At 29.0% G+C, this 21,335-nt stretch carries 14 protein-coding genes and 1 pseudogene; 13 read left to right on the forward strand and 2 right to left on the reverse strand.

Annotated features, from left to right (window positions below):
• From HMPREF3181_RS05790 to HMPREF3181_RS05820, 8 genes are all read left to right on the forward strand, one after another.
• The coding region (locus HMPREF3181_RS05790; protein WP_197415930.1) for a leucine-rich repeat domain-containing protein at nucleotides 1–1,866 on the forward strand (1,866 nt) is incomplete at its 5' end.
• Nucleotides 1,867–2,332: 466 nt separating this feature from the next.
• Complete coding sequence (locus HMPREF3181_RS05795) at nucleotides 2,333–2,917, forward strand: TetR/AcrR family transcriptional regulator (RefSeq protein ID WP_068474378.1); 585 nt, start codon at nucleotides 2,333–2,335, stop codon at nucleotides 2,915–2,917.
• 11 nt (nucleotides 2,918–2,928) lie between these two features.
• Nucleotides 2,929–4,644 carry an ABC transporter ATP-binding protein gene (locus HMPREF3181_RS05800; RefSeq protein ID WP_068474380.1) on the forward strand — a complete coding sequence of 572 codons (1,716 nt, stop codon included), beginning with the start codon at nucleotides 2,929–2,931 and terminating at the stop codon, nucleotides 4,642–4,644.
• Entirely contained in the window at nucleotides 4,644–6,380 is a 1,737-nt protein-coding gene (locus HMPREF3181_RS05805; RefSeq protein WP_068474382.1) for an ABC transporter ATP-binding protein, read from the forward strand. Before HMPREF3181_RS05800 ends, HMPREF3181_RS05805 begins: the two co-directional genes overlap by 1 nt.
• 197 nt (nucleotides 6,381–6,577) lie before the next feature.
• Complete coding sequence (locus HMPREF3181_RS05810; protein WP_068474612.1) at nucleotides 6,578–7,741, forward strand: DUF819 family protein; 1,164 nt, start codon at nucleotides 6,578–6,580, stop codon at nucleotides 7,739–7,741.
• Between the two features lie 384 nt (nucleotides 7,742–8,125).
• Nucleotides 8,126–9,082 carry an RluA family pseudouridine synthase gene (locus HMPREF3181_RS05815; protein WP_068474384.1) on the forward strand — a complete coding sequence of 319 codons (957 nt, stop codon included), beginning with the start codon at nucleotides 8,126–8,128 and terminating at the stop codon, nucleotides 9,080–9,082.
• 64 nt (nucleotides 9,083–9,146) lie between these two features.
• Nucleotides 9,147–9,431 carry a CC/Se motif family (seleno)protein gene (locus tag HMPREF3181_RS08080; RefSeq protein ID WP_304438320.1) on the forward strand — a complete coding sequence of 95 codons (285 nt, stop codon included), beginning with the start codon at nucleotides 9,147–9,149 and terminating at the stop codon, nucleotides 9,429–9,431.
• Nucleotides 9,432–10,056: 625 nt separating this feature from the next.
• Nucleotides 10,057–14,307: a hypothetical protein gene (locus tag HMPREF3181_RS05820; protein ID WP_068474389.1), complete on the forward strand. Its 4,251-nt coding sequence runs from the start codon at nucleotides 10,057–10,059 to the stop codon at nucleotides 14,305–14,307.
• Nucleotides 14,308–14,421: 114 nt separating this feature from the next.
• Here HMPREF3181_RS05820 and HMPREF3181_RS05825 read toward each other — a convergent pair.
• Nucleotides 14,422–14,790 (reverse strand): annotated as a pseudogene (locus HMPREF3181_RS05825) (endonuclease); the annotation flags it as partial.
• A 222-nt stretch (nucleotides 14,791–15,012) separates the two neighbouring features.
• On the opposite strand from HMPREF3181_RS05825, the gene glmS reads away from it, so the two are divergent.
• Genes glmS through HMPREF3181_RS05845 form a run of 4 tightly spaced genes read left to right on the forward strand, consistent with a single transcriptional unit; the run spans nucleotide 15,013 to nucleotide 19,988 of the window.
• Nucleotides 15,013–16,839 carry a glutamine--fructose-6-phosphate transaminase (isomerizing) gene (gene glmS / locus HMPREF3181_RS05830; RefSeq protein WP_068474391.1) on the forward strand — a complete coding sequence of 609 codons (1,827 nt, stop codon included), beginning with the start codon at nucleotides 15,013–15,015 and terminating at the stop codon, nucleotides 16,837–16,839.
• Between the two features lie 52 nt (nucleotides 16,840–16,891).
• The gene (locus HMPREF3181_RS05835; protein WP_068474393.1) at nucleotides 16,892–17,698 is read left to right on the forward strand and encodes a Cof-type HAD-IIB family hydrolase; all 807 of its coding nucleotides are present in this window, start codon (nucleotides 16,892–16,894) and stop codon (nucleotides 17,696–17,698) included.
• A gap of 9 nt (nucleotides 17,699–17,707) precedes the next feature.
• Nucleotides 17,708–18,910, forward strand: coding sequence for a GspE/PulE family protein (locus HMPREF3181_RS05840; protein ID WP_068474396.1), 1,203 nt, complete (start codon nucleotides 17,708–17,710; stop codon nucleotides 18,908–18,910).
• A complete protein-coding gene (locus HMPREF3181_RS05845; RefSeq protein WP_068474398.1) occupies nucleotides 18,900–19,988 on the forward strand; it encodes a type II secretion system F family protein in 1,089 nt (362 codons plus the stop codon). The genes HMPREF3181_RS05840 and HMPREF3181_RS05845 overlap by 11 nt, the downstream gene beginning before the upstream one ends.
• Before the next feature lie 39 nt (nucleotides 19,989–20,027).
• Here HMPREF3181_RS05845 and mscL read toward each other — a convergent pair whose 3' ends face one another.
• A complete protein-coding gene (gene mscL / locus HMPREF3181_RS05850) occupies nucleotides 20,028–20,438 on the reverse strand; it encodes a large-conductance mechanosensitive channel protein MscL (RefSeq protein ID WP_369817073.1) in 411 nt (136 codons plus the stop codon).
• Nucleotides 20,439–20,641: 203 nt separating this feature from the next.
• On the opposite strand from mscL, the gene HMPREF3181_RS05855 reads away from it, so the two are divergent.
• Complete coding sequence (locus HMPREF3181_RS05855; RefSeq protein WP_068474402.1) at nucleotides 20,642–21,334, forward strand: DUF6873 family GME fold protein; 693 nt, start codon at nucleotides 20,642–20,644, stop codon at nucleotides 21,332–21,334.
• Nucleotide 21,335 lies beyond the last annotated feature (1 nt).

Consider the following 21,335-nt stretch of genomic DNA (forward strand, 5'->3'; position numbering starts at 1 on the left):
AAAAGGATAATGGGATTTTTTCTTGCTCTAGTAATATTTATGGGTTATCTACCTTTAAATCCAACAGCTAGCTATGCAAATGGCAATGTAGAGATAAATGATACAAACTTTGAGGATGAAATTTTTAGAAATTATGTAAAGGATAATTTTGATAAAGATAAAGATAACTATTTAAGTCAGGACGAGTTAAATAAGGTTAAAAATATTTACATATACGGCCAATCAGTTTCTTCTTTAAAAGGAATTGAATATTTTAAAAATCTTACTAAATTGTATTGTTATGAAAACAAGCTAAGAAGTTTAGATTTAAGAGAAAACACAAAGCTTATTGAATTGGATTGTAATAAAAACAAGCTAACAAAGTTAGATATAAGTAAAAACAAAAATCTTACTATATTGAATTGTATATCCAACAAGCTAACAAGTTTAGATGTAAGAGAAAACACAAAGCTTATTGACTTGTTTTGTTCTTACAACAAGCTAACAAAGTTAGATATAAGTAAAAACAAAAATCTTACTAAATTTTATTGTGATAACAACAAGCTAACAAGTTTAGATATAAGTAAAAACAAAAATCTTACTAACTTGTGGTGTTATAACAACAATCTAACAAGTTTAGATTTAAGAAACAACACAAATCTTACTCGCTTGTATTGCAGTGAAAACAAGCTAGAGAGTTTAGATATAAGTAAAAACAAAAATCTTACTAACTTGAGGTGTGATAACAACAAGCTAAGAAGTTTAGATTTAAGAAACAACACAAATCTTACTAAATTGTATTGTTATGAAAACAATCTAACAAGTTTAGATGTAAGTAAAAACACAAAGATTTTTGGATTTTATTGTAGAAATCAACAATACAAAATAACAGTAATTAAGGGCATAAGAGAATTTAAATATAGCGAGTTCCCAGGGCAATTTGATAAAGATAAAGTTACTTCACAAGTTGGAGCAAGTTTTGGTACTGATGCTCTTACAGTTGATAGTGATGATACAAATAAAGTAACTTACAAGTATAAAGTTGACGACAATAGAGAGATGGATGTAACATTAAATGTTACCTATTTTGACCCAGAAAATGTAGAAAGTATGGTAGTAAAAGAACAACCAAAAAAACTAAGCTACACAGAAGGAGAAAAACTAGACCTATCAGGACTTGTAGTAACATTAACAGACAATCAAGGCTTAACAAAAGATGTAGAATTTAAAGACTTTGGAGCATATAAAATCACAACAAATCCTATAGATGGAACAGCTTTAACATTAGAAAACAATAGAAAAGGCGTAAAATTAACAAAAGGTTTGTTAACTGCACAAACAAATGCATTAACAGTAAAGGCAAAAGTAACACCTTTGCCTTCACCAACACCTACAGATCCAGCAATAGTAGGACCGGTAGATCCAACAGATCCAAACGGCGGAAAACCGGCAGATACAAGCAAGTACTGGACAGTAACCTTTAAAGCAGACTCAGCAAAGGGAACAATGGGAACTAAAAATACATTCTATGTATTAAAGAATTCAGGAAAAACATTAGCAGACCTAGCAAAGGATGCACCAAAGGTTACAGCAAAAGCTGGATTTAAATTTACAGGTTGGGAACCAGCATTAGATGCAAATACAACTATCAATAAAGATATGACAGTAAATGCAAAATTTGAAAAAGTAGCAGTAACACCAGCACCAAAAAATCCACCAGTTGTAGGGACAGAAGATCCAACACAACCAGGTAAAAAGCCACAAGTAGCTAACAATAAGGCACTTCCAAAGACAGCTAATAGTATGAACATAGAATTGTACACTTTTCTTATGATACTTTCAGCAGGACTATTTGTTGTAGCATTTAAAAGAAAAAAAGAGAGTTAATAGATAACTCAAATAGAAAGAAATCGACCTTTAAGATTTAAGGGTCGATTTTTTATTTATTCTTTCATCTAAGATATTTTTAATAAAATTTCGTTAAATTATTTTATAATCAAATGCTAATAGATGTAAAATAGAAAACAAAAAATTTTTATTAACTTTTTGATTTAATTATATTTTTTTAAAATATCCTAGATTGCAAGAACTAAAAAGCTGATAACTAATACTACCGGATTTTTTAACATAAATTTTTCCTCCTAAATAATTTGTTTTTTAAATTAAAAAAAAACATATTTTTTATATCATATATAAATATTCATATTTTTGTAAATAGAAATACTAAATCAATATAAATTTTTTAAAAAAATATTGAAAAGAATTATTAAAAGTTGTATAATATATTTAACGACGATTGTGTCGCTTTGTTTTAGTGTATAAAATATAAATATTTACAAAAAGGAGATTTATTATGCGTAATGAAAGACTACCTGCTGATGAGAGAAAGAGGCAGATTAGATATTGTGCGAAGGATGTTTTTATTCGTAAGGGATTTCACAATACGACTATGGAGGATGTAATAGCAGAGAGTGGCTTAAGTAAAGGTGGAGTTTATAGACATTACAAGAGTACAACGGAAATGATGTATGATTTAATGGAAGATGGTTGTGATTATAGATATAATGTTGTAGATAATTTTTTAAAAGAGCATAAAGATTTAGATAAATACGATATTATTTCCGAAATTATTGTAGAGAAAATTTTAGCTGATAATGAGCTTTTGGCTGTTTATGTTATGTTTCTTCAAGAAAAAAATTATGATGAATCTTTGGAAAACTTATATTTGAAATTGGAAAGAGAAACTTTGATTAATATGAGAAGTCTTTTGAAAAATATGGGTATTAATTTTGATTTTATAGATGATAGGTTCTTTTCTGATTTTATAAACAGTTTAATTTTGGGAGGAGAAATTTTAAAGGCAAAGGGAAACTTTTATAAAAATAAAGAAAATTTAAAAGATATGATAAAAATTTATTTTAAAAATTTAGATAGATAGGAGGGTTAATTATGGAACTGATAAAAAAGTATGTAAATAAAAATGTTTTTAGTTATTTACTATCAGTTGTTTTTGCGATTTTGGGAGTCGCAATGGGACTTATAACTTACATTATTCTTGCTAAGTTGGTGGTTTCAGTTGTTAGTGGAAATATGGATATTTCTTTCTATACACAAAATATTATTTTTATTTTGGGAGCTTTCGTTTTGAAAGAAGTTTTTGCAGGGATTTCTACTTTAATTTCTCATACTGCAACTTTTAAAGTTTTGGCTGATATGAGAAAAGATATTATGGGGAAATTATTTAAAATGCCCTTAGGAGATATTTTAAATTACAGTACGGGAAAATTAAAGGATATAATTGTTGACCAAGTTGACCATATGGAAACTTCTTTGGCGCATATTATTCCTGAGGTAACAGCCAATTTAGTTGGACCTATTGTGCTTTTAGGATATATGTTGATTTTAGATTGGCGTCTTATGTTGTTGTCTTTAATTCCTCTTGTAATTGGTTTTGGTGCAATGGCAACAATTATGAATAAAAGCTATCAATTAAGTTATAAAAAGTCTGTTGAAATAGGACAAAAGATGAATAATTCAGTTGTTGAGTATATTAATGGGGTTGAGGTTATTAAGGCTTTTAATCAAAGCGACAGCTCTTATGAAAAATATTCTAAGTCTGTTTATGATAATGCCAGTTTTTTCTATAATTGGATGAAGTCTTGTTCAATAAGGTCTGCAATGGGGATGCATTTATCTCCAATGGGACTTTTAACTATTTTGCCTTTTAGTGTTATTTTTTATTTGAATGGGAGTTTGAATGTTGTAAATTTAATTGCAATAATTATTTTATCTTTTGGAACTATTGAAAATTTAATAAAGATTTCAGCTTATATTGATGATTTAGCTAGAATTGGAACAATAACAGGAGAAATTCAAGGAATTTTAAGTTCAAAAGAATTGATACATTCAAATTCTGATTTTGAAATTAAAAATTTTGATATAGACTTTGAAAATGTTTCATTTGCATATAATGAAGATAAACAAATTTTAGAAGATTTATCCTTAAATATAAAGGAAAATAGAGCTACTGCATTTGTTGGACCAAGTGGTAGTGGTAAGAGTACGATTACAAAGTTAATTGCAGGTTTTTGGGATGTTGACAAGGGAGATATAAAAATCGGTGGAGTTAGTTTGAAAGATATTTCTTTGAAAAAACTTTCTGATTTGATTTCTTATGTTTCGCAAGATAATTTTCTTTTTGATATTAGCATAAAGGAAAATATAAGAATTGCAAAACCTGATGCAACTGATGAAGAAATTGTTGAAATGGCTAAAAAATCCGGTTGCCACGAATTTATTATAAATTTGGAGAATGGATACGATACTATTGTTGGAGAGGGCGGAAGTCATTTGTCCGGAGGAGAAAGACAAAGAATTTCTATTGCAAGGGCTATGCTTAAAAATGCACCAATAGTTATTTTGGACGAGGCAACTTCTTATATTGATGCTGAAAATGAAAGTATTATACAAGAGTCAATCAGTAATTTGGTTAAGGGTAAAACTTTGATTATGATTGCTCATAGACTTAGAACTGTAACAAATGTTGATGAAATTTTTGTTATAGAAAATGGGAAAATAAATTCAAAAGGAACACATAATGAACTTATTGAAAATTCAAAACTTTATAAGGAAATGTGGGATTCTGCAATAAAGGGGGAAGAGTAATGCTTACAGTATTTAGAAAAATATGGAATTTTTCCATAAAAGAACAAAAAAATATAAAATTTTCTATTTTCTTTGCACTTTTAAATGCAATATTTAACTCTTTTCAATTTGGCGCAATTTATTATATTCTAAATAAAATTTTTACAAATACTTTAGAAACTAGAGATGCCTTAATTGTATTTTTGATTATGCTTGTATGTGTAGTTGGGAAGATTTTTACTCAAAAGACTTCACAGCTACAACAAACTCATGCAGGATATTTTATGTCTGCTCATAGGAGAATAGAAATTGGAGAAAAAATCAAAAAAGTTCCAATGGGATTTTTCTCAAGTTTTAATCTTGGAAAACTTACAACTCTTGCGACTACAAACTTAAGTCAAATAGAAATGTGGGTGCCAATGTTACTTGTAATGGTACTTGGAGGAATGCTTACAACTTTTGTTTTTGTTGTTGGATTGTTCTTCTTTAATTACAAAATTGCTTTGATTGCAACTTTAGGAATATTTGCATTTTTATTTGTAACTGCTATGATGGAAAGAAAATCCAGAAAAAATGCTATGAAGGCGCATAAGATACAAGCAATACTTACTTCACAAGTTCTATCTGCACTTTTAGGAATGCAAATTATTAAGTCATATAATCTTGTTAATGAAAATAATAAAGATTTGGAAAAATCTTTTGATGATGTTCGTGATTATACATTGGGCTTGGAAAAAACTTTAATTCCTTACAACATAATTCAAAAGATTGTAATCGCCATAACAACAGCTTGTATGCTTTATGTTTCTTTTAATATGTATGTTGCAGGTAGTATAATTTTGTCCGATTTAATTATGCTTACTATTGCAAGTTATGTAATTTTTAATGGGATTATCGGAGCAGGTAGTGTAATGGCAATTCTTAGAGTTACTGAAAATGCGATAGATTCACTAAATTATGTAAATGAAATTCCTGATATGAAAGAGGGAAGCGTTGAAAAAGAAATTGATAACTTTGATATAGAATTTAAAAATGTTGAATTTAGTTACAATAAAAAGAAGATTTTGGATAATATTTCTTGTAAGATAAATCAAAATAATTTAACTGCAATAGTTGGGCCGTCAGGCTCCGGAAAGACAACTTTTTGTAATTTGATTGCAAGATTTTGGGACGTAAATTCAGGAAGTATTTTGATTGGTGGAAAAGATATAAGAGAATATTCACTTAAAAATTTAATGAAAAATATTTCTTTTGTTTTCCAAAATGTTTATCTTTTTGAAGATACAATAGAAAACAATATAAAATTTGGAAAGCCGAATGCAACTAGAGAAGAAGTTATTGAAGTTGCTAAAAAGTCTATGTGCCACGACTTTATTATGAGTTTACCTGATGGATACGATACAATTATTGTTGAGGGAGGTTCTAACCTTTCAGGAGGAGAAAAACAAAGAATTTCAATCGCAAGAGCTATGCTAAAAGATGCACCGATAATAATATTTGACGAGGCAACTGCGAATGTTGACCCTGAAAATGAAGATAAATTACAAAATGCAATCGAAGAGCTGACAAAAGATAAAACTGTTATAATGATTGCACATAGATTAAAGACAATCAGAAATGCAAATCAAATTTTAGTTCTAAACCAAGGACATATCGAAGAATCCGGAACACATAGTGAATTGATTGTCAACAATGGTTTATATAAAGATTTAATCGACTCAAAGAATAAATCAGTTAATTGGAAAATAGAAAATTAGAAAAAAGGGTAGCAATGGCTACAATAAATAAAAAAAGAAATAAATAGTTGATTAAAAAAATCCCAGAGTTTAACTTTGGGATTTTTTGTATATTTGTAAATTATGTGAGAGCAAAAATTATAAAAAATATATTGACTTTTTAAATACATTTATTGTACAATGAATGTACAACAATATATTTAAAGGGGGAAAATTTGTTGAATGCTTTGATTACAAGAAATGACGGTTTACTTTTCGTCATATTACTAATGGTTTCATTATCATTATGGGTACAAAAATATAAAGTTTTTAAATCTTTAGGACCTGTTCTTACAGTTGTAGTACTAGGGATTATTTTATCAAATACCCATATTGTTCCTATTTCTCATGATTTATATGGAGAAATTTCTACTTATTTAGTTCCAGTTGCAATTTCAGTTTGTATGCTTAGTATGAATTTTAAAGAGCTAAAAAAGCTTACTAAAGAGCCTCTATTGGCTTTGGTTTCTGCTATCTTTTCTGTCTGTATAGTTGCTATAATATTGGGAATTTATTTTGCACCGAAAATAATTGAAGGTTGGAAATGCGCGGGTATGTTTGTAGGAACTTATACAGGAGGAACTCCTAACTTAACAGCTATAGCTACAGGACTTGATTGTTCAAGAGAAACTCTTGCTGCGGCAAATGCAGCAGATTATGTTGTTTCAACACCACTTATGGTATTTTTATTTGCATCTCCTATGATTCTTAAAGCATCAAAAAGATGGAATAAATTTTGGCCATATCAACTTAGTGATGAAGAATTAGAAGATGGTGAACAAGAAACACTTATGTCCGATAAAAAATGGTCAATAAAAGATATAACTTGGTTACTTACTATAGGTTTTGCTGTAACATTTTTTACTACAATTATTTCTCAAAAAATATTTCCTGCAGATTTTTGGAAATCAGGAAGATTATTGATGCTTACAACTGTTTCTATAATCATTTCTCAATTGAAACCTGTAAAAAAATTAAGAGGAAATTTAGATTTAGGATTGTTTTTATCTTTAATTTTTCTTTCAACAATAGGATTTGCAGTTGATTTAAAACAATTTATCGGTTCAGCATTTATGATGACTTTGTATGTATTACTAATGTTAATATTTTGTATATTAGTACATTTAATAATATGTAGATTATTAAAAATTAAATATGAATATGTAATTTTATCAATGGTAGGATGCATTGTAGATGGACCAACATCTGCTCTTACAGCGGCAGGAGCTAATTGGAAATCTCTTATAAATGTAGGATTGATAATGGGTATAATAGCAGGGGCTTTAGGAAATTATGTAGGAATATTTGTATCCTATACAGTTAAATATTTATGTGGTCTATAGGTTAGATTATGTAATATTAAAAAATTTAGGAAGTGATAAAGTAAAATTCACTTCCTTTTTTAATAAAAATATTTATTTAAACAAATAAATACTTTAATGTACATTTGTAAATGATGGATATAACATTTGTTGTGTTTTTTATTTTCTTGATTTTGTGATATAATTAAATTCACAATAAATTAATCTAAACAGAAAATTTTATTTCATCATAATTTACCTTAAAAAAATTATATAAAATGGAAATTATGATATAATTAAATTTACCTTAGACTAATCTAAAAAGAAAATTTAATTTCATCACAAATAGGGATGACGGAGTAAGTAGAGTGATGTTTTTTAATAGCTTGATGTTAAAAGTAAACAAAAATATGAAAGTGGGAAACTATGAGAAATGTTGAAATAAATATAAATGATTCTGCTCAAAGAATTGATAGGTTTTTGAAAAAGTATTTGAATAATGCTAGTACGTCTATGATTCAAAAGTTTTTGAGGACTAAAAAGATAAAAGTTAATAAAAAAAGAGTTGATGCAAATTATATTTTAAATGAAAATGATATTGTGAATATTTTTATTTATGAGGAAGAACTTGAAAAGTTGATTATTTCAAAGACTAAGAAGTATTCATATTCTAAAAAACTTGATGTAGTTTATGAAGATGAAAATATAATTGTTATGAATAAGCCGAAAAATTTGTTATCTCATGCATCTTCAAAAGAGGATTATGGTAATAATTTGGTTGATTTTATGATTGGCTACTTGCTTGAAAAGGGTGATTACAATCCAAGAGTTGAAAAAACTTTTGTTCCTGCGATAATAAATAGGCTTGATAGAAATACTTCAGGTCTTGTTATTGGGGCTAAGAATTCAATGGCGCTTAGAGAGTTAAATAGAATTAAAGAAACCTCTGTTGAAAAATATTATAAAACTGTTGTAAGTGGTTATGTTAAGAAAAATTTTATCATTAATGAAAAACTTGAAAAGAACGAAGAAAAAAACAAATCAAGTATTTCAACAAATGGTAAGGAGTCCATAACAGAAGTTTATGTTGAAAGGAATAATGAAAATTTTAGTTTGCTTAAGATAAAACTTATAACGGGTAGAACTCATCAGATTAGAAGTCATTTAAGTTCTAAGGGATTTCCTATAATTGGTGATGTGAAGTATGGCGATATGGAAGTTAATAAATTTTTTAGAAATAATTTTGATTTAAAGAACCAGTTTTTACACGCAGAAACTATAATTTTTAAAAATATAGAAGGTGAGCTTAGTTACCTTAATGATAAAGAATTTTTTGCTCCAATGGAAGAAAATTACAAAAATATAATTAGAAAAATATTTTGATAAAAAGTTTCATAAATTTTGTTGAGGGTATATTCTTTGTATCAGAACATTAGAGGTGAATATTATGAAAATTATAATTGATGAAAAAGCTAAAAATTTTTTAGAAAAGAAAAACAATAGTGTTATGACTGTTGAGGTTAGAGGTTGCAGTTCTTGAAGTGGTGTTGTTTTAAAACCAATGGCTTCATTAGGTAAACCTTTAAATTTAGATAAATATACATTAGAAAATATTGATGGAATAGATGTGTATGTTATGAATGGAATTAAAGCAGTTAATGATACTGTTACTGTTTCAACTATGAGTTTTCTATTTATGGAAAATTTGGTAGTTAATGGAATAATTGTTTAAAAGGCTGTTTATACAGTCTTTTTTGTTAGGAGTGATTAATATAAAAGTTGTTATAAATGAAAAAGCAAAAAAACTTTTAAAAGAAAATCAAAAGGATATAACTCTTGAGCTTAAAGGTTGGAGTAGCTGAAATTGTTCAACTGAATTAAAACCGTCGGTTTCGATTGGTAAGCCTAAAAATACAAATGCTTTTGATTTTTTTGAAGTGGATAATTTTAATATTTACATTACTAGAAAACTTCCTGAAGATTCTTTTGTAGAAATTTCTTCAGCTACTTTTTATGATTTGGAGTATTTGATAGCAATAGTTAATTAAGATTTTATATTGTATTGAACTATTGTGTGTTGAACTATGTGATAATTTTTTGTACATTTGTAAATAACATTCTTGACATGTACATTTATAAATGACATTCTTGACACTTATTGCAAAAAATGTTAAAATGTACCCAATAACGATATTAGGGGAGAAAGGAGAGAAAGGAGAGAAAGATGAATAAAAAAATTATAAAACATTTTTTGATTCCCGGGGCACTGAGTCTGACACTTGTGTTTCAGACACAAAGCTCTTATGCCTCTAAAGAAAAAAATGACATCCTACCACCCGGCAATATAGGCCAAAGCGTTGGAAATCCACAAGGGGGGGGTAGAAGGTAGTGAAAACAACCAACAACCTAGTCCTGTTGACGGACGACAAAGTGGAGAAAATCCTAGCGATCAAAAAAGCCCAAGCCAAAAACCAGATGAAAAGGAAAAAAATAAAACTGAGGTTCCTTATGAGGATGAGAACTATAACAAAAATTACCAAAATCATCCAATAGAAGAAGAAGGAACTGGCAAGTATAAATTTGAAAAGGGCAAGGAATTAAGTCAGGAAGAAATTGATAAAGAATTTGCAAAATACAAGGAAAATGCTTCCCAGTTTGTCAAGGTCCAAGAATGGATAGCAAAGCTTAAGAACATAAACCTCCTAGGCTTAGAAAAAAATGAAAGTTCTAGGTTTTACGAAATAGACATGGGAGATAATGCTTATTTTTTGTCACCAAAGGGTTTCAAAATATACAAAAATATTGATAGAGGAATTCTTTTAGCACATGACTTAGCAAATGATAAAATATATGATCTATATCACTACTATTTCGAAGAAAAAGGTTATAAATTAAATTATATAATCGGGGCAGGATCAGACAAGGTTTATGAAAACCCAACCAAACTTTATGGATCATATGTGAAAAAAATAGATGATGGAAATGGCAATATAAGTTATGAATACTACAGGGGAAGTGAGCCTAGCAAGGAAGATTTAGATAAGGTAAAAAAGGTATTAAAAGAAACGCCAAGTGCCCTATTAGAACAACTTGGTGAGAAAAACTATAATAAAATTGTTGAAAGAGCCTATCAGGCTGTCCTTGTCAATTCCTACCTATTAAAAAATGAAAAAGATATGTCAAAAGAGGATAGAAAAAATATCGTTGACTATGTTTACCGTTTTGGTCTAAATTATAAAAATGAAGAATTAGGGATAAAAAAGACTGAATCAAATGGATATGTAGATGTCTCTCCAATGGGATATGCTCAGAAAAATGCTGATGGAACATATAAATATAAGTATAAGGTTAAACTCAATTCTATAACATCTAATGATAAGTATTCTGCAACCCACTTTGATATATATGCTCCAATAGCTGCCAAAAACCTCAAGTTCAAACTAACCGGAGTCCAAGAATATAAGAAAAATGATGACGGGACCTACACTTATGATCACAAAAATGTAGGTGTAGACCTAGAAATAGCTAGTACTGAGGATAAGGTCATAAGAGACCTTATAGAAGCAGATAATAAGACTATACCAAGGCCAACTGAATACATACCTAATGATAAATATATAGAAGAAAGTGTTTGGAATAATGATGAATACAAGCATAGAGAAAACACCTTCTCTATTCCTTATTATAATGATCTAAAGGATAAAAAAAGTCTTAAAAATAAGGTCGTAGAGTTTGATAAAAATGTAAAATTTGACAACTCAACTACTTCCCCATACGGAGATAAAGCGGTAATAGACGAAGAAAGATATAAGGACGGTTATAAACCGAAGGATAATGACAATGTCCTAAGCCCTGCAATCCACTACAGACATTTTAGAATTGTAAACCCTCAAAGTGGAGGTCCTATCACCCTTGAGGCAGAATTTGATGTTGACGAATCAGTAGTAGAAAAATCTCCTAATATGCCACTAGGAGCTAGGATTTTAACAGGATTAGCAGATACTAACCCAACTGCCTTTAACTTTGAATTAACCGGAAGTAAGCCAAGTCATTTTGCAGAAAGACCTGGCTATGGTACTTCGAATGGGAGTTATTTGGGTAGCCCATTTGATGATAAGGATAAGGGTAAATACGACTCTATAAATCAAAGCCTAAAAGATATTTATGGACAGGGCTACTCTACAATATTCAACCATCCAGAGCTAATCAAGCCGGGAGCTTTTGATATAAATGGATTTTATGGAAGTGCTGGAGGTGGACCAAGCGAATATACTGGAGACGATCAGAAAATAGGGCTTAAAATAGGAAAAAGATCTTATGACTATGGTGAATATATTGACAATGAACTTAAAAAGGGTCATGATTATAGCAAGGATAAAGACCTAGAAGTATATATGAGGACATCTGGGGCTAGCTCCTCTGATATAGGTGTCCAAATTGCTAATGGCTACGGCAGGTACGGAGACTATAGAGAAAAGACCAAGGTCAAAGAAGATAAGTTCGTAGAAAATCTTATGACCATAAAAGACTTAGAAATTAAAAAGTCAACTCAAAAGATTAATGAAGTTTATAAAGCCGACTTTACTAAGGATTATAGTGAAAATGGAAAAATTTCCAAGAAAAAACTCCAAGACGCAGACCTAATTGAAAGTGATGAAGGTCCTGCTAATGGAGCAAAAGATTTTTCGTCAGACTCCGGAAGCTTTGGACCAGCAGGAATTGGCCTGGGCATAGACGGAAGGACAAATGCTGACCAGACTCGTGGTGGAGTAGATGTCACTCCAATTGGCAAGGTCAAGAAAAACCCAGATGTGACTCCAATTGGTAAAGTAGAGAAAAAAACAGATGGTAGCTGGAAATATGAGTACCAAGTGAGCGTTAAGTCACTATATTCATATGGTGCCGGAAAAACTGCCGGTGACTACAATATTGTACTACCTAAAAATGCTAAAAATATAGAATTTACTCTTGTTGGAAATAATGACAATTATAGTTCAAGGTTTAATCAAATATGGGACTTAGAAAATATAGAAGATGCTTTAAATGATTATGAAAAACAGATTATAAGCAAGGTTAAGGCTGATTTGAAAAAAAGGGGTCTTTCAGATAATTTAACAAGAGATGAAATAGTAGGTATTATGGAAAAAACTACAGGTACAAAATATTACAATAAAGACCAGAAGCTAGAAGTAGAAGATTGGAGTATAGGTGATAGCAAGGGTAAGTTTATCTCAAGTTCTGATGAAATAACAGCTAAATATGAATTGTTTAAAAAACGTATAGACATCATACCAGACGAAGTTTATGCTGATGCGGGCACAAATAAAAAAGAATATCGAGATAAATTAGAGGCTGAATATGAGCATGCAATGAATGATTTAACAAGTCAGCAAAATTCTCATAAAACTTTCTTAACAGAAGCTAATAGACCAGCCTACTTAGAAGCAGGTAAGATTGATAGTCTAAAAAAATCCTATATCTTTAGCAACTTTAAGGGGATAGACCTCACTGAAGTGCTTAATTACTATGAGTTTTACATCGACAATAAGCTAAGAAGTGAAACAGATGCTCTAGATCAAAAATATAATGACAAAGAGAGTGAAGAATATAAAAAAGAAAAAAATAAGATTACTGAAAAATACCAAAAACTAAAAAGACAGAAAAATGTATCTATCCATGGTTGGTTTGGTACAGGCAACATTGGTTATGAAAGTGAAATGGGAGACTATACTGATCTTTTAGGCCATAAAGTTAAGCTAATAGCAAAGAGAGGATATACTAATGGCAACCCTGGTATAAGTGGTAAGGCTAATATTGGCAACCTAAATATATACACCTTTAGCAGTAAAAATAATTATGGAACGGTAGGATTAAGGGTGACCTTTGATGTTGACGATGAGGTCGCTCGCAAGTCACCATATATGCCTCTAGATATTAGGAGTGCTTGGTTTAGTAAAAAAGACCTGCCAGGAAGAAATCCGGATGAGCCTGAAAATGAAGACTTGCTAAAATTCAATAAGCTAGCGGATAGGTATGTAAATAAAAAAACTGGTCAAGAAATATCACAATCTGCTTTCATGGACTTATCAGATAAGGATAAGCAAGATTATTATGCAACAAATTATTACTATGTTGAACATCCAGAAAATATAAAGAAAGAAATGTTTGACATCCATGGACTTCATAGTGAGTCAAGTGCAAATATAACAACATATACTGGTAGATGGCAAGAAATAGGTGAAGACATAGAACCTTGGGGTGACAATCTAAGAGAATATAGTTTTGAGGCCCTAAAAGACCTAAATCTTAGACAATATAGACATACAGGATTTATTATGGGAGTTAATGAAGACTATAGGGATATTGCTGTGAATGGACCCCCACCAGAGACTCCACCGGAAACTCCACCAGAGACTCCACCGGAAACTCCGCCGAAAACTCCACCGGAAACTCCGCCGGAAACTCCACCGGAAACTCCACCGGAGACACCACCAAAAACAAATAATCCAAGAATTCCAAAAACTGGTATAGGTGGTATGGGAAGTGTATTAGGAGTATTGGCTAGTTCGGTATTTGGCTTGTTTGCAAGCAAGAAAAAAGAAAAATAATTTTTATAAAGGTGATGTTGCAGAATAGAGAAATCTATTATGCTCATCACTTTTTTCTTGTATATCTGTATATATCTGTATATATCTGTATATATCTGTATAAAGCCATTAATTTCTATAGCTTTCTAAGATTTCTTTAGCGGCTATTTTATAGACGGAAATTTCACTATAATATTCTTCTGCGAATTGTTTATCTTCAGGATTTTTCTTGTGATATTTGTAGATTTCACGATACTTATTTATAGTATTTATATTTTTCATATCTTGATACAAAATCTTCATTTCAGCTTCAATTTTCTTTATTTTGTCTAACAAGTTTTGTCTATCATCGGCAGATTTTTTGATTAGATCATCGAGTTGTGTAATTGAATTAATTTCCTGTTCTCTTAATTTAATTATTGAATCAGCCATTATTTTGATATTATGTTTTCTTGCCCAGACTTCGTAACCTTTAGAGGATTGTGCTTTTATATTAGTTGATATTTTTTAAATTAGAGAAGAATAGATATTATTGGGATAAATAGAAAATTTCAGATAAAAATCAGCATTATAACTAATATTCGTGAAGAGAGATGAATTAATAAAACCTCTTAAATGATAATAATGTGTTGAACTATGTGATAATTTTTCTACTTGAAAAAATTTGCGAAATGTGATATTATATGTGAATAAGTAGCGATAAAATTATTTTTAGGAGGAAATTTTATGTGCGGTATTGTTGGATACATTGGTAGTTCAAATGCTATTGATGTAATTTTAAACGGATTAGAAACTTTAGAATATAGAGGATACGATTCATCTGGAATCGCATTTTTAGAAGATAATAAAATAGATGTTGTTAAAACTGTTGGAAGAATCAGCAATTTAAGAGAAAAATTAGAAAATGAATATAAAAATAAAATTTCAAATATTGGAATAGGGCATACAAGATGGGCAACTCATGGAGTTCCATCAGATGAAAACTCACACCCACATTTAAGTATGAATTCAAAATTTGCAGTAGTTCATAATGGAATAATCGAAAATTATTTACATTTAAAAGAAGAACTTTTAGCTAAAAATTTTGTTTTTAAATCAGAAACTGATACGGAGGTTATTCCTCAATTATTGGAAGACTTAGATGATGGAGATTTTTTAAGTACAGTTTTTAAAATGAGAGCAAAGGTAAATGGAAGTTATGCTTTTGGGATTTTAAAACAAGATACTAAAGAGCTTATTGGAACTAGAAAAGAAAGTCCTTTAATCGTTGGTATTGGCGATGGAGAGTTTTTCATTGCGTCAGATGTTATTGCAGTTTTGAAATATACAAGAGATATTATTTATCTTGAAAATGGAGATTTAATTCATTTTAAAGATGGAAAATATACTATTTATGATGAAGATAACAATGTTGTTACTAGAGAAGTTAAACATGTTGATTGGTCTGTTGAGACAGCTACAAAAGGTGGCTATGACCATTTTATGTTAAAGGAAATTTATGAACAACCAAAAGTTATTGAAGAAACTTTCCTTAGAAGATTAGACGAAAATGATGAATTAGTTTTAGACGGAATGGAAAGTTTATTAAATGAAAATTTAAGCAAATTTAATAAATGTTATATTGTGGCTTGTGGTACAGCATATCATTCAGGGCTTGTTAGTAAGGAAATTTTGGAAAAAGCCTTAAGATTTCCTGTAATTGTCGATATTGCATCTGAATTTAGATATTCAGACAGAATGGTAGATGATAAAACTTTGGTTATAATCATCAGTCAATCAGGAGAAACTGCTGATACACTTGCAGGACTTAGAGAGGCTAAAAAGAAAGGAGCAACTATTTTAAGTGTTACAAATGTTGTCGGCTCATCAATAGCCAGAGAGTCAGACAATGTGTTTTACACTTGGGCAGGACCTGAAATAGCAGTTGCAAGTACAAAGGGTTATACAACACAAGTTACTGCTCTTTATATGATTGCTTTAAAATTTGCTAGAATTTTAGGAACAATTTCTTTAGATGAATATAAAAATATAATTTCAAATTTAAAGCAATTGCCAAGCAAAATAGAAACTTTATTGAAAGATACAGAAATTTATAAAAAAATTGCATTAGAATTAAAAGACAAGAATACTTGTTTCTACTTAGGAAGAGGTCTTGATTATTATACTGCTATGGAAAGTGCATTGAAATTAAAAGAAATTTCATATATCTATACTGAAAGCTTTGCAGCCGGCGAGTTAAAACATGGAACTATCGCTTTGATTGAAGAAGGAACTCCTGTTTTTGTGGTTGCAACTCAAGAGAGATTATATGAAAAAATTATTTCAAATGTAAAAGAAGTTAAAGCAAGAGGAGCGCATGTTGTTGAAATAACTCACTTGGATAACAATCTTGACGTTTCTGATGAAAAAATATTAATTCCGGGTACAATAGAAATTTTAATGCCTATAATTTCAGTTGTTGCAAGTCAACTTATTGCTTATTATGTATCCTTAGCAAAGGGAAATGATGTTGATAAGCCAAGAAATTTAGCGAAATCCGTTACGGTTGAATAGAATTAGAGGGGGACTTTGAAGTCCCTTTTTTGATAAAAGTTAGGAGAAAATTATGTATAAATTAATAGCACTTGATATGGACGGAACAACTTTTAATGAGGAGCATAAAATCTCAGATGTTGTTAAAGATGCCTTATTTTACGCTATGGAAAAAGGTGTAAAGATTGCATTTATTTCAGGTAGAGAGGAATTTACAATAAAACAAACCTTAGAGGAGTTAAAAATAGATACTTATTATGGAGCTTTAAATGGTAGTTTAATTTCTACAACTTACAGCAAAGTTCCAAAATTTGTAAAGAGTTTAAATAAAGAATATCTTTTTGATATTTTAGATACTATTGAAAAGAATGATTTGACACCAATAGTTTTTTTGGAAAATTTAATTTTTACAAATGATTCAAATGATGAATATGTTGATATTATTTCTAAATTTATAAATCCTAAAATAGTTAGGGTTAAGAGTGTTAAGGAATATATTTTAGAAAATAATTTAGAAGAAAAGGTCTTGAAAATTGGAATTTGTCAAGAATATGATGTTTTGAAAATTTTAGAAGAAAAGTTTTCTGATACGATAAAAAGTGAATATACTTTAGCTTTTTCATTGCCTTTCTTTTTTGAATTAATGGCAAAAGATACAGATAAAGGTTCTTGTTTAAGGGAAATTTGTAGGCTTAATGATATAGAATTGTCTGAAACTATCGCAATTGGAGATGGAGAAAATGACATTCCTATGTTAAACATTTCAGGACTTTCTATTGCAATGGGTAATGCTATGGAAAATGTAAAGAAAAATGTTGATTATATAACTGATACGAATAAAAATGACGGAGTTGCAAAGTCTATAAGAAAGTTTATTTAGAGGAAAGTTATGAAAAAAATTTTTGTTGATAAAGTTGATAATGTCGAAGATTTTGTTAATACAGTAGTATCTGTTGCGATAGAAAACAATGCATCAGATATACATTTTGAGCCAAGAGAAGATGCTTTTTATATAAGATATAGAATTGACGGAGAACTTATTGATATCTATAAAGTCAGCAGTTTTAATGCTCCTATTATAATTTCTCGTATAAAAATCATCTCAAAAATGGATATTACAATTAAGAGAATGCCACAAGACGGAAGATTAGATTTTAATTTTAATGAAAATTCAGTTGACATTAGAGTTGCATCTGTTCCTGTAATTTTGGGCGAAAAAATTGTAATGAGAATTTTAAATTCCGGAAATTTTAAAATTGATATTGACAATTTAGGACTTTATGAAGAAGAAAAATATCTAATAGAAAATATTATAAAAAGTCCAAACGGTGTTTTAATCATAAGTGGGCCGACGGGAAGCGGTAAATCTTCAACACTCTACTCATTTGTAAAAAAATTACAAAAAGAAAGTATCAACATAATTACTTTAGAAGACCCGGTTGAAGTTAGGATTAGTGGAATAAACCAAATAAATATAAATCAAGCATTGGGACTTGACTTTGCAACCGGACTTAGAGCTATGTTAAGACAAGATTTTGAAGTTGGTTTGGTTGGAGAAATGAGAGATAGAGAAACTGCAAATATTGCTCTTAGAGCAGGGATAACAGGGCATCTCATTTTTACAACTTTACATACAGCAGATACAGTTTCAGCGATAATTAGACTTTTGAATTTGGGAATAGAAAATTATGTAATTTCTTCCGGAGTAATTGCTATTTTATCGCAAAGACTTGTTAGGAAACTCTGTCCAAAATGTAAAGTTAAAAGAGCTTTAACTGAATTTGAAAAGGAGAATTTTAAGAAAAACGGTCTTGAAATTCCAGAATATATTTACGATAAATGTGGCTGTGAAGATTGTAATAGTGGATATATTGGAAGAACTTTGATTTTAGAGCATTTAATTTTAGATGATGAAATAAAAGAAATCATAAATGAAAATTGTAACAGTGTTAGACTTTATGAATACTTTAGAAAAAATGGAAATGAAAGTTTGTATAAAAACGGACTTAGAAAAATTGCTGACGGGATAACAAGTTTTGAAGAGGTTAATAAAATTTTGTTTTCATTAGGAGAGTTTGGAAATGAGTTTTAAAGAAAAATTTTTTAATATTTTAAATATGGAAATTGGAAATAAACTTAATTTACTTGATTTAAGTATTTCTCTAAAAGAGGCGGGACTTCTTTTAAAATCAAATATTAATACTGCTGAAACGATAAATTTACTTTCAAAAACTTCTCCAAATAAGACTTTAAAGAAAATTTTTGCAGAAGTTTATGAAAACTTATTAAAAGGATTTGACTTATATCAATCTTTTTCGGAAACGAAAAAATTTGACAATTTATTTTTATCTTTAATAAAATCTGGGGAGAGTTCAGAAAAATTATCGGAAGTTTTCTTGTATTTATCATTGTATTACGAAAAGAAATACAAACTGAAACAAAAACTTATAAGTATAATGACTTACCCTATTATATTACTTTTTGTTACATTTGTGGTTTTAGTTTTTCTTTTAAACAATGTAATACCAATGTTTTTAGAGATTTTTGAAGATAGTAATGTAGAACTTCCTAAAGTTACAAAATTTTTAGTAAAAAGTACAAATTTTGTAAAGCAAAATTATTTATATATAATTTTAGGAATTTTAATTTTTGTTATTTTTATAAAATTTATTTCAAAGAAATATTCAGTTAGAAAATTCTTTGGAAAAATGCTTTTTAAAATTCCTTATATAAAGGTGCATTACCAAAATTACATCACTTCAATAGTTGCAAAAAATCTTACGATTTTGTTAAATGGAAATATAAGTATAGTTGAGGCTTTGGAAATTGTAAAAAATTCTACAAGAAACATTTTTATTAGTGAACATCTGGAAGTTGCTATTTTAAAAATAAAAAGCGGAAAGCTAATTTCAAATTCTTTGAAAGACGATTTGATTTTCAACCTTGCATTTATAAATATGCTTGCAATAGGAGAAAATAGTGAAAACTTAGTTGAAATACTTGAAAGTGCGACGGAGTATTACGACCAAAAAATAAATTATTCAGTTGATAAAATATTACAATACTTACAACCTATTATAATAATTTTAATTTCATTGTTTGTTGCATTAATCGTCTTTGCAATAGCAATACCGATTTTTGACTTGTCAAACGGAATAAGTATAGAATAGAAAGCAAAAGCTACGATTTTTTCGTAGCTTGTTTTTTTCTTATTTTTCTTTGATTTCTGCTAAGATATTCTTAATATCTGTTAAGATTTCTTCTTGTGTTGGAGCTTTTGGTGCTTCTTCAAGTACTTCTTCTTTCTTTCTTGATAATTTATTCATAGCTTTTACCATCATAAAGATACAAAATGCAATAATTAGAAAATCAATAACATTTTGAATAAATGCTCCATATTTAAAAGCTACTTCTGCAATTTCTTTAGACTTATCTCCAGCTTTTAATACAATTTTTAGGTCTGAAAAATTGATACCACCTGTTAAAATTGAAAGTAAAGGCATTAGAATGTCATTTACTAAAGATGTAACAATTTTACCAAATGCTCCACCGATGATAACCCCAACTGCAAGGTCCATAACATTACCTTTTAAGGCAAATTCTTTAAATTCTTTTAACATAAACATCCTCCTAAATAAATGTGATATAATAAATATGAATTTACAATTCTTGTGTAAAAGAATATTTATTTCATCATATTTACCTTTTTAAATTTATTAAAATGGAAATATGATATAATATACATAACTTAAAAAAGTTAAGTCATAATTACTAAGATTAATTATACCCAATTACATAAAATTTAATCATTTAGGAGATTAATATGTTACAAAAAGTTTTAGTTAGTAATAAAGCTAGTGAAAGTTTTTTTGAACTTTTAAATTCAAAAAATATTGAATATATAAAAAGTGTAGATAATGAAAAATTTAATAAAAATTATAATGACCATATCGATATTAGCGTTTTGAAAGTTGATGATGAAATTTATATTGAAGATTCTGTTTTTGAATATTATAGTGAATTTTTAAAAGAGTTTAGGTTAAAAAGAATTTGCGTTTCAGGTTTTAAAAATAGTGAAATTGTTTTAAATATCGCAAAGAATGATAAGTACTTTTTTCATAATGAAAAATTTACAACAAATGAAATTTTTGAAAAGCTGAGTTTGAATAGAAAATATATAAAAGTAAATCAGGGATATGCAAATTGTAGTATGATTTGTTTTAAAAATCATATCATAACAAGTGATGAGGGAATTTATAAGACTTTAAAAAATGAAAAAATAAATGTGGAATTTGTTACAATAGACGGAATTATATTAAATGGATATAAAAATGGATTTATCGGAGGAACTTGCGGTTTTGTTTCTGATGATACTTTATTGTTCTATGGTGATGTGACAAAATACAAAGATTATGATATAATTAAACACATAGCGGATGAAGAAAATGTGAAAATAATTTTTCCAAAAGATGAAGAATTTGTCGATTTGGGTGGGATTATTTCACTATGGAGGTAAT

It is taken from the genome of Parvimonas sp. KA00067, from assembly GCF_001553085.1.
In the GTDB taxonomy this organism is placed as follows: domain Bacteria; phylum Bacillota; class Clostridia; order Tissierellales; family Peptoniphilaceae; genus Parvimonas; species Parvimonas parva.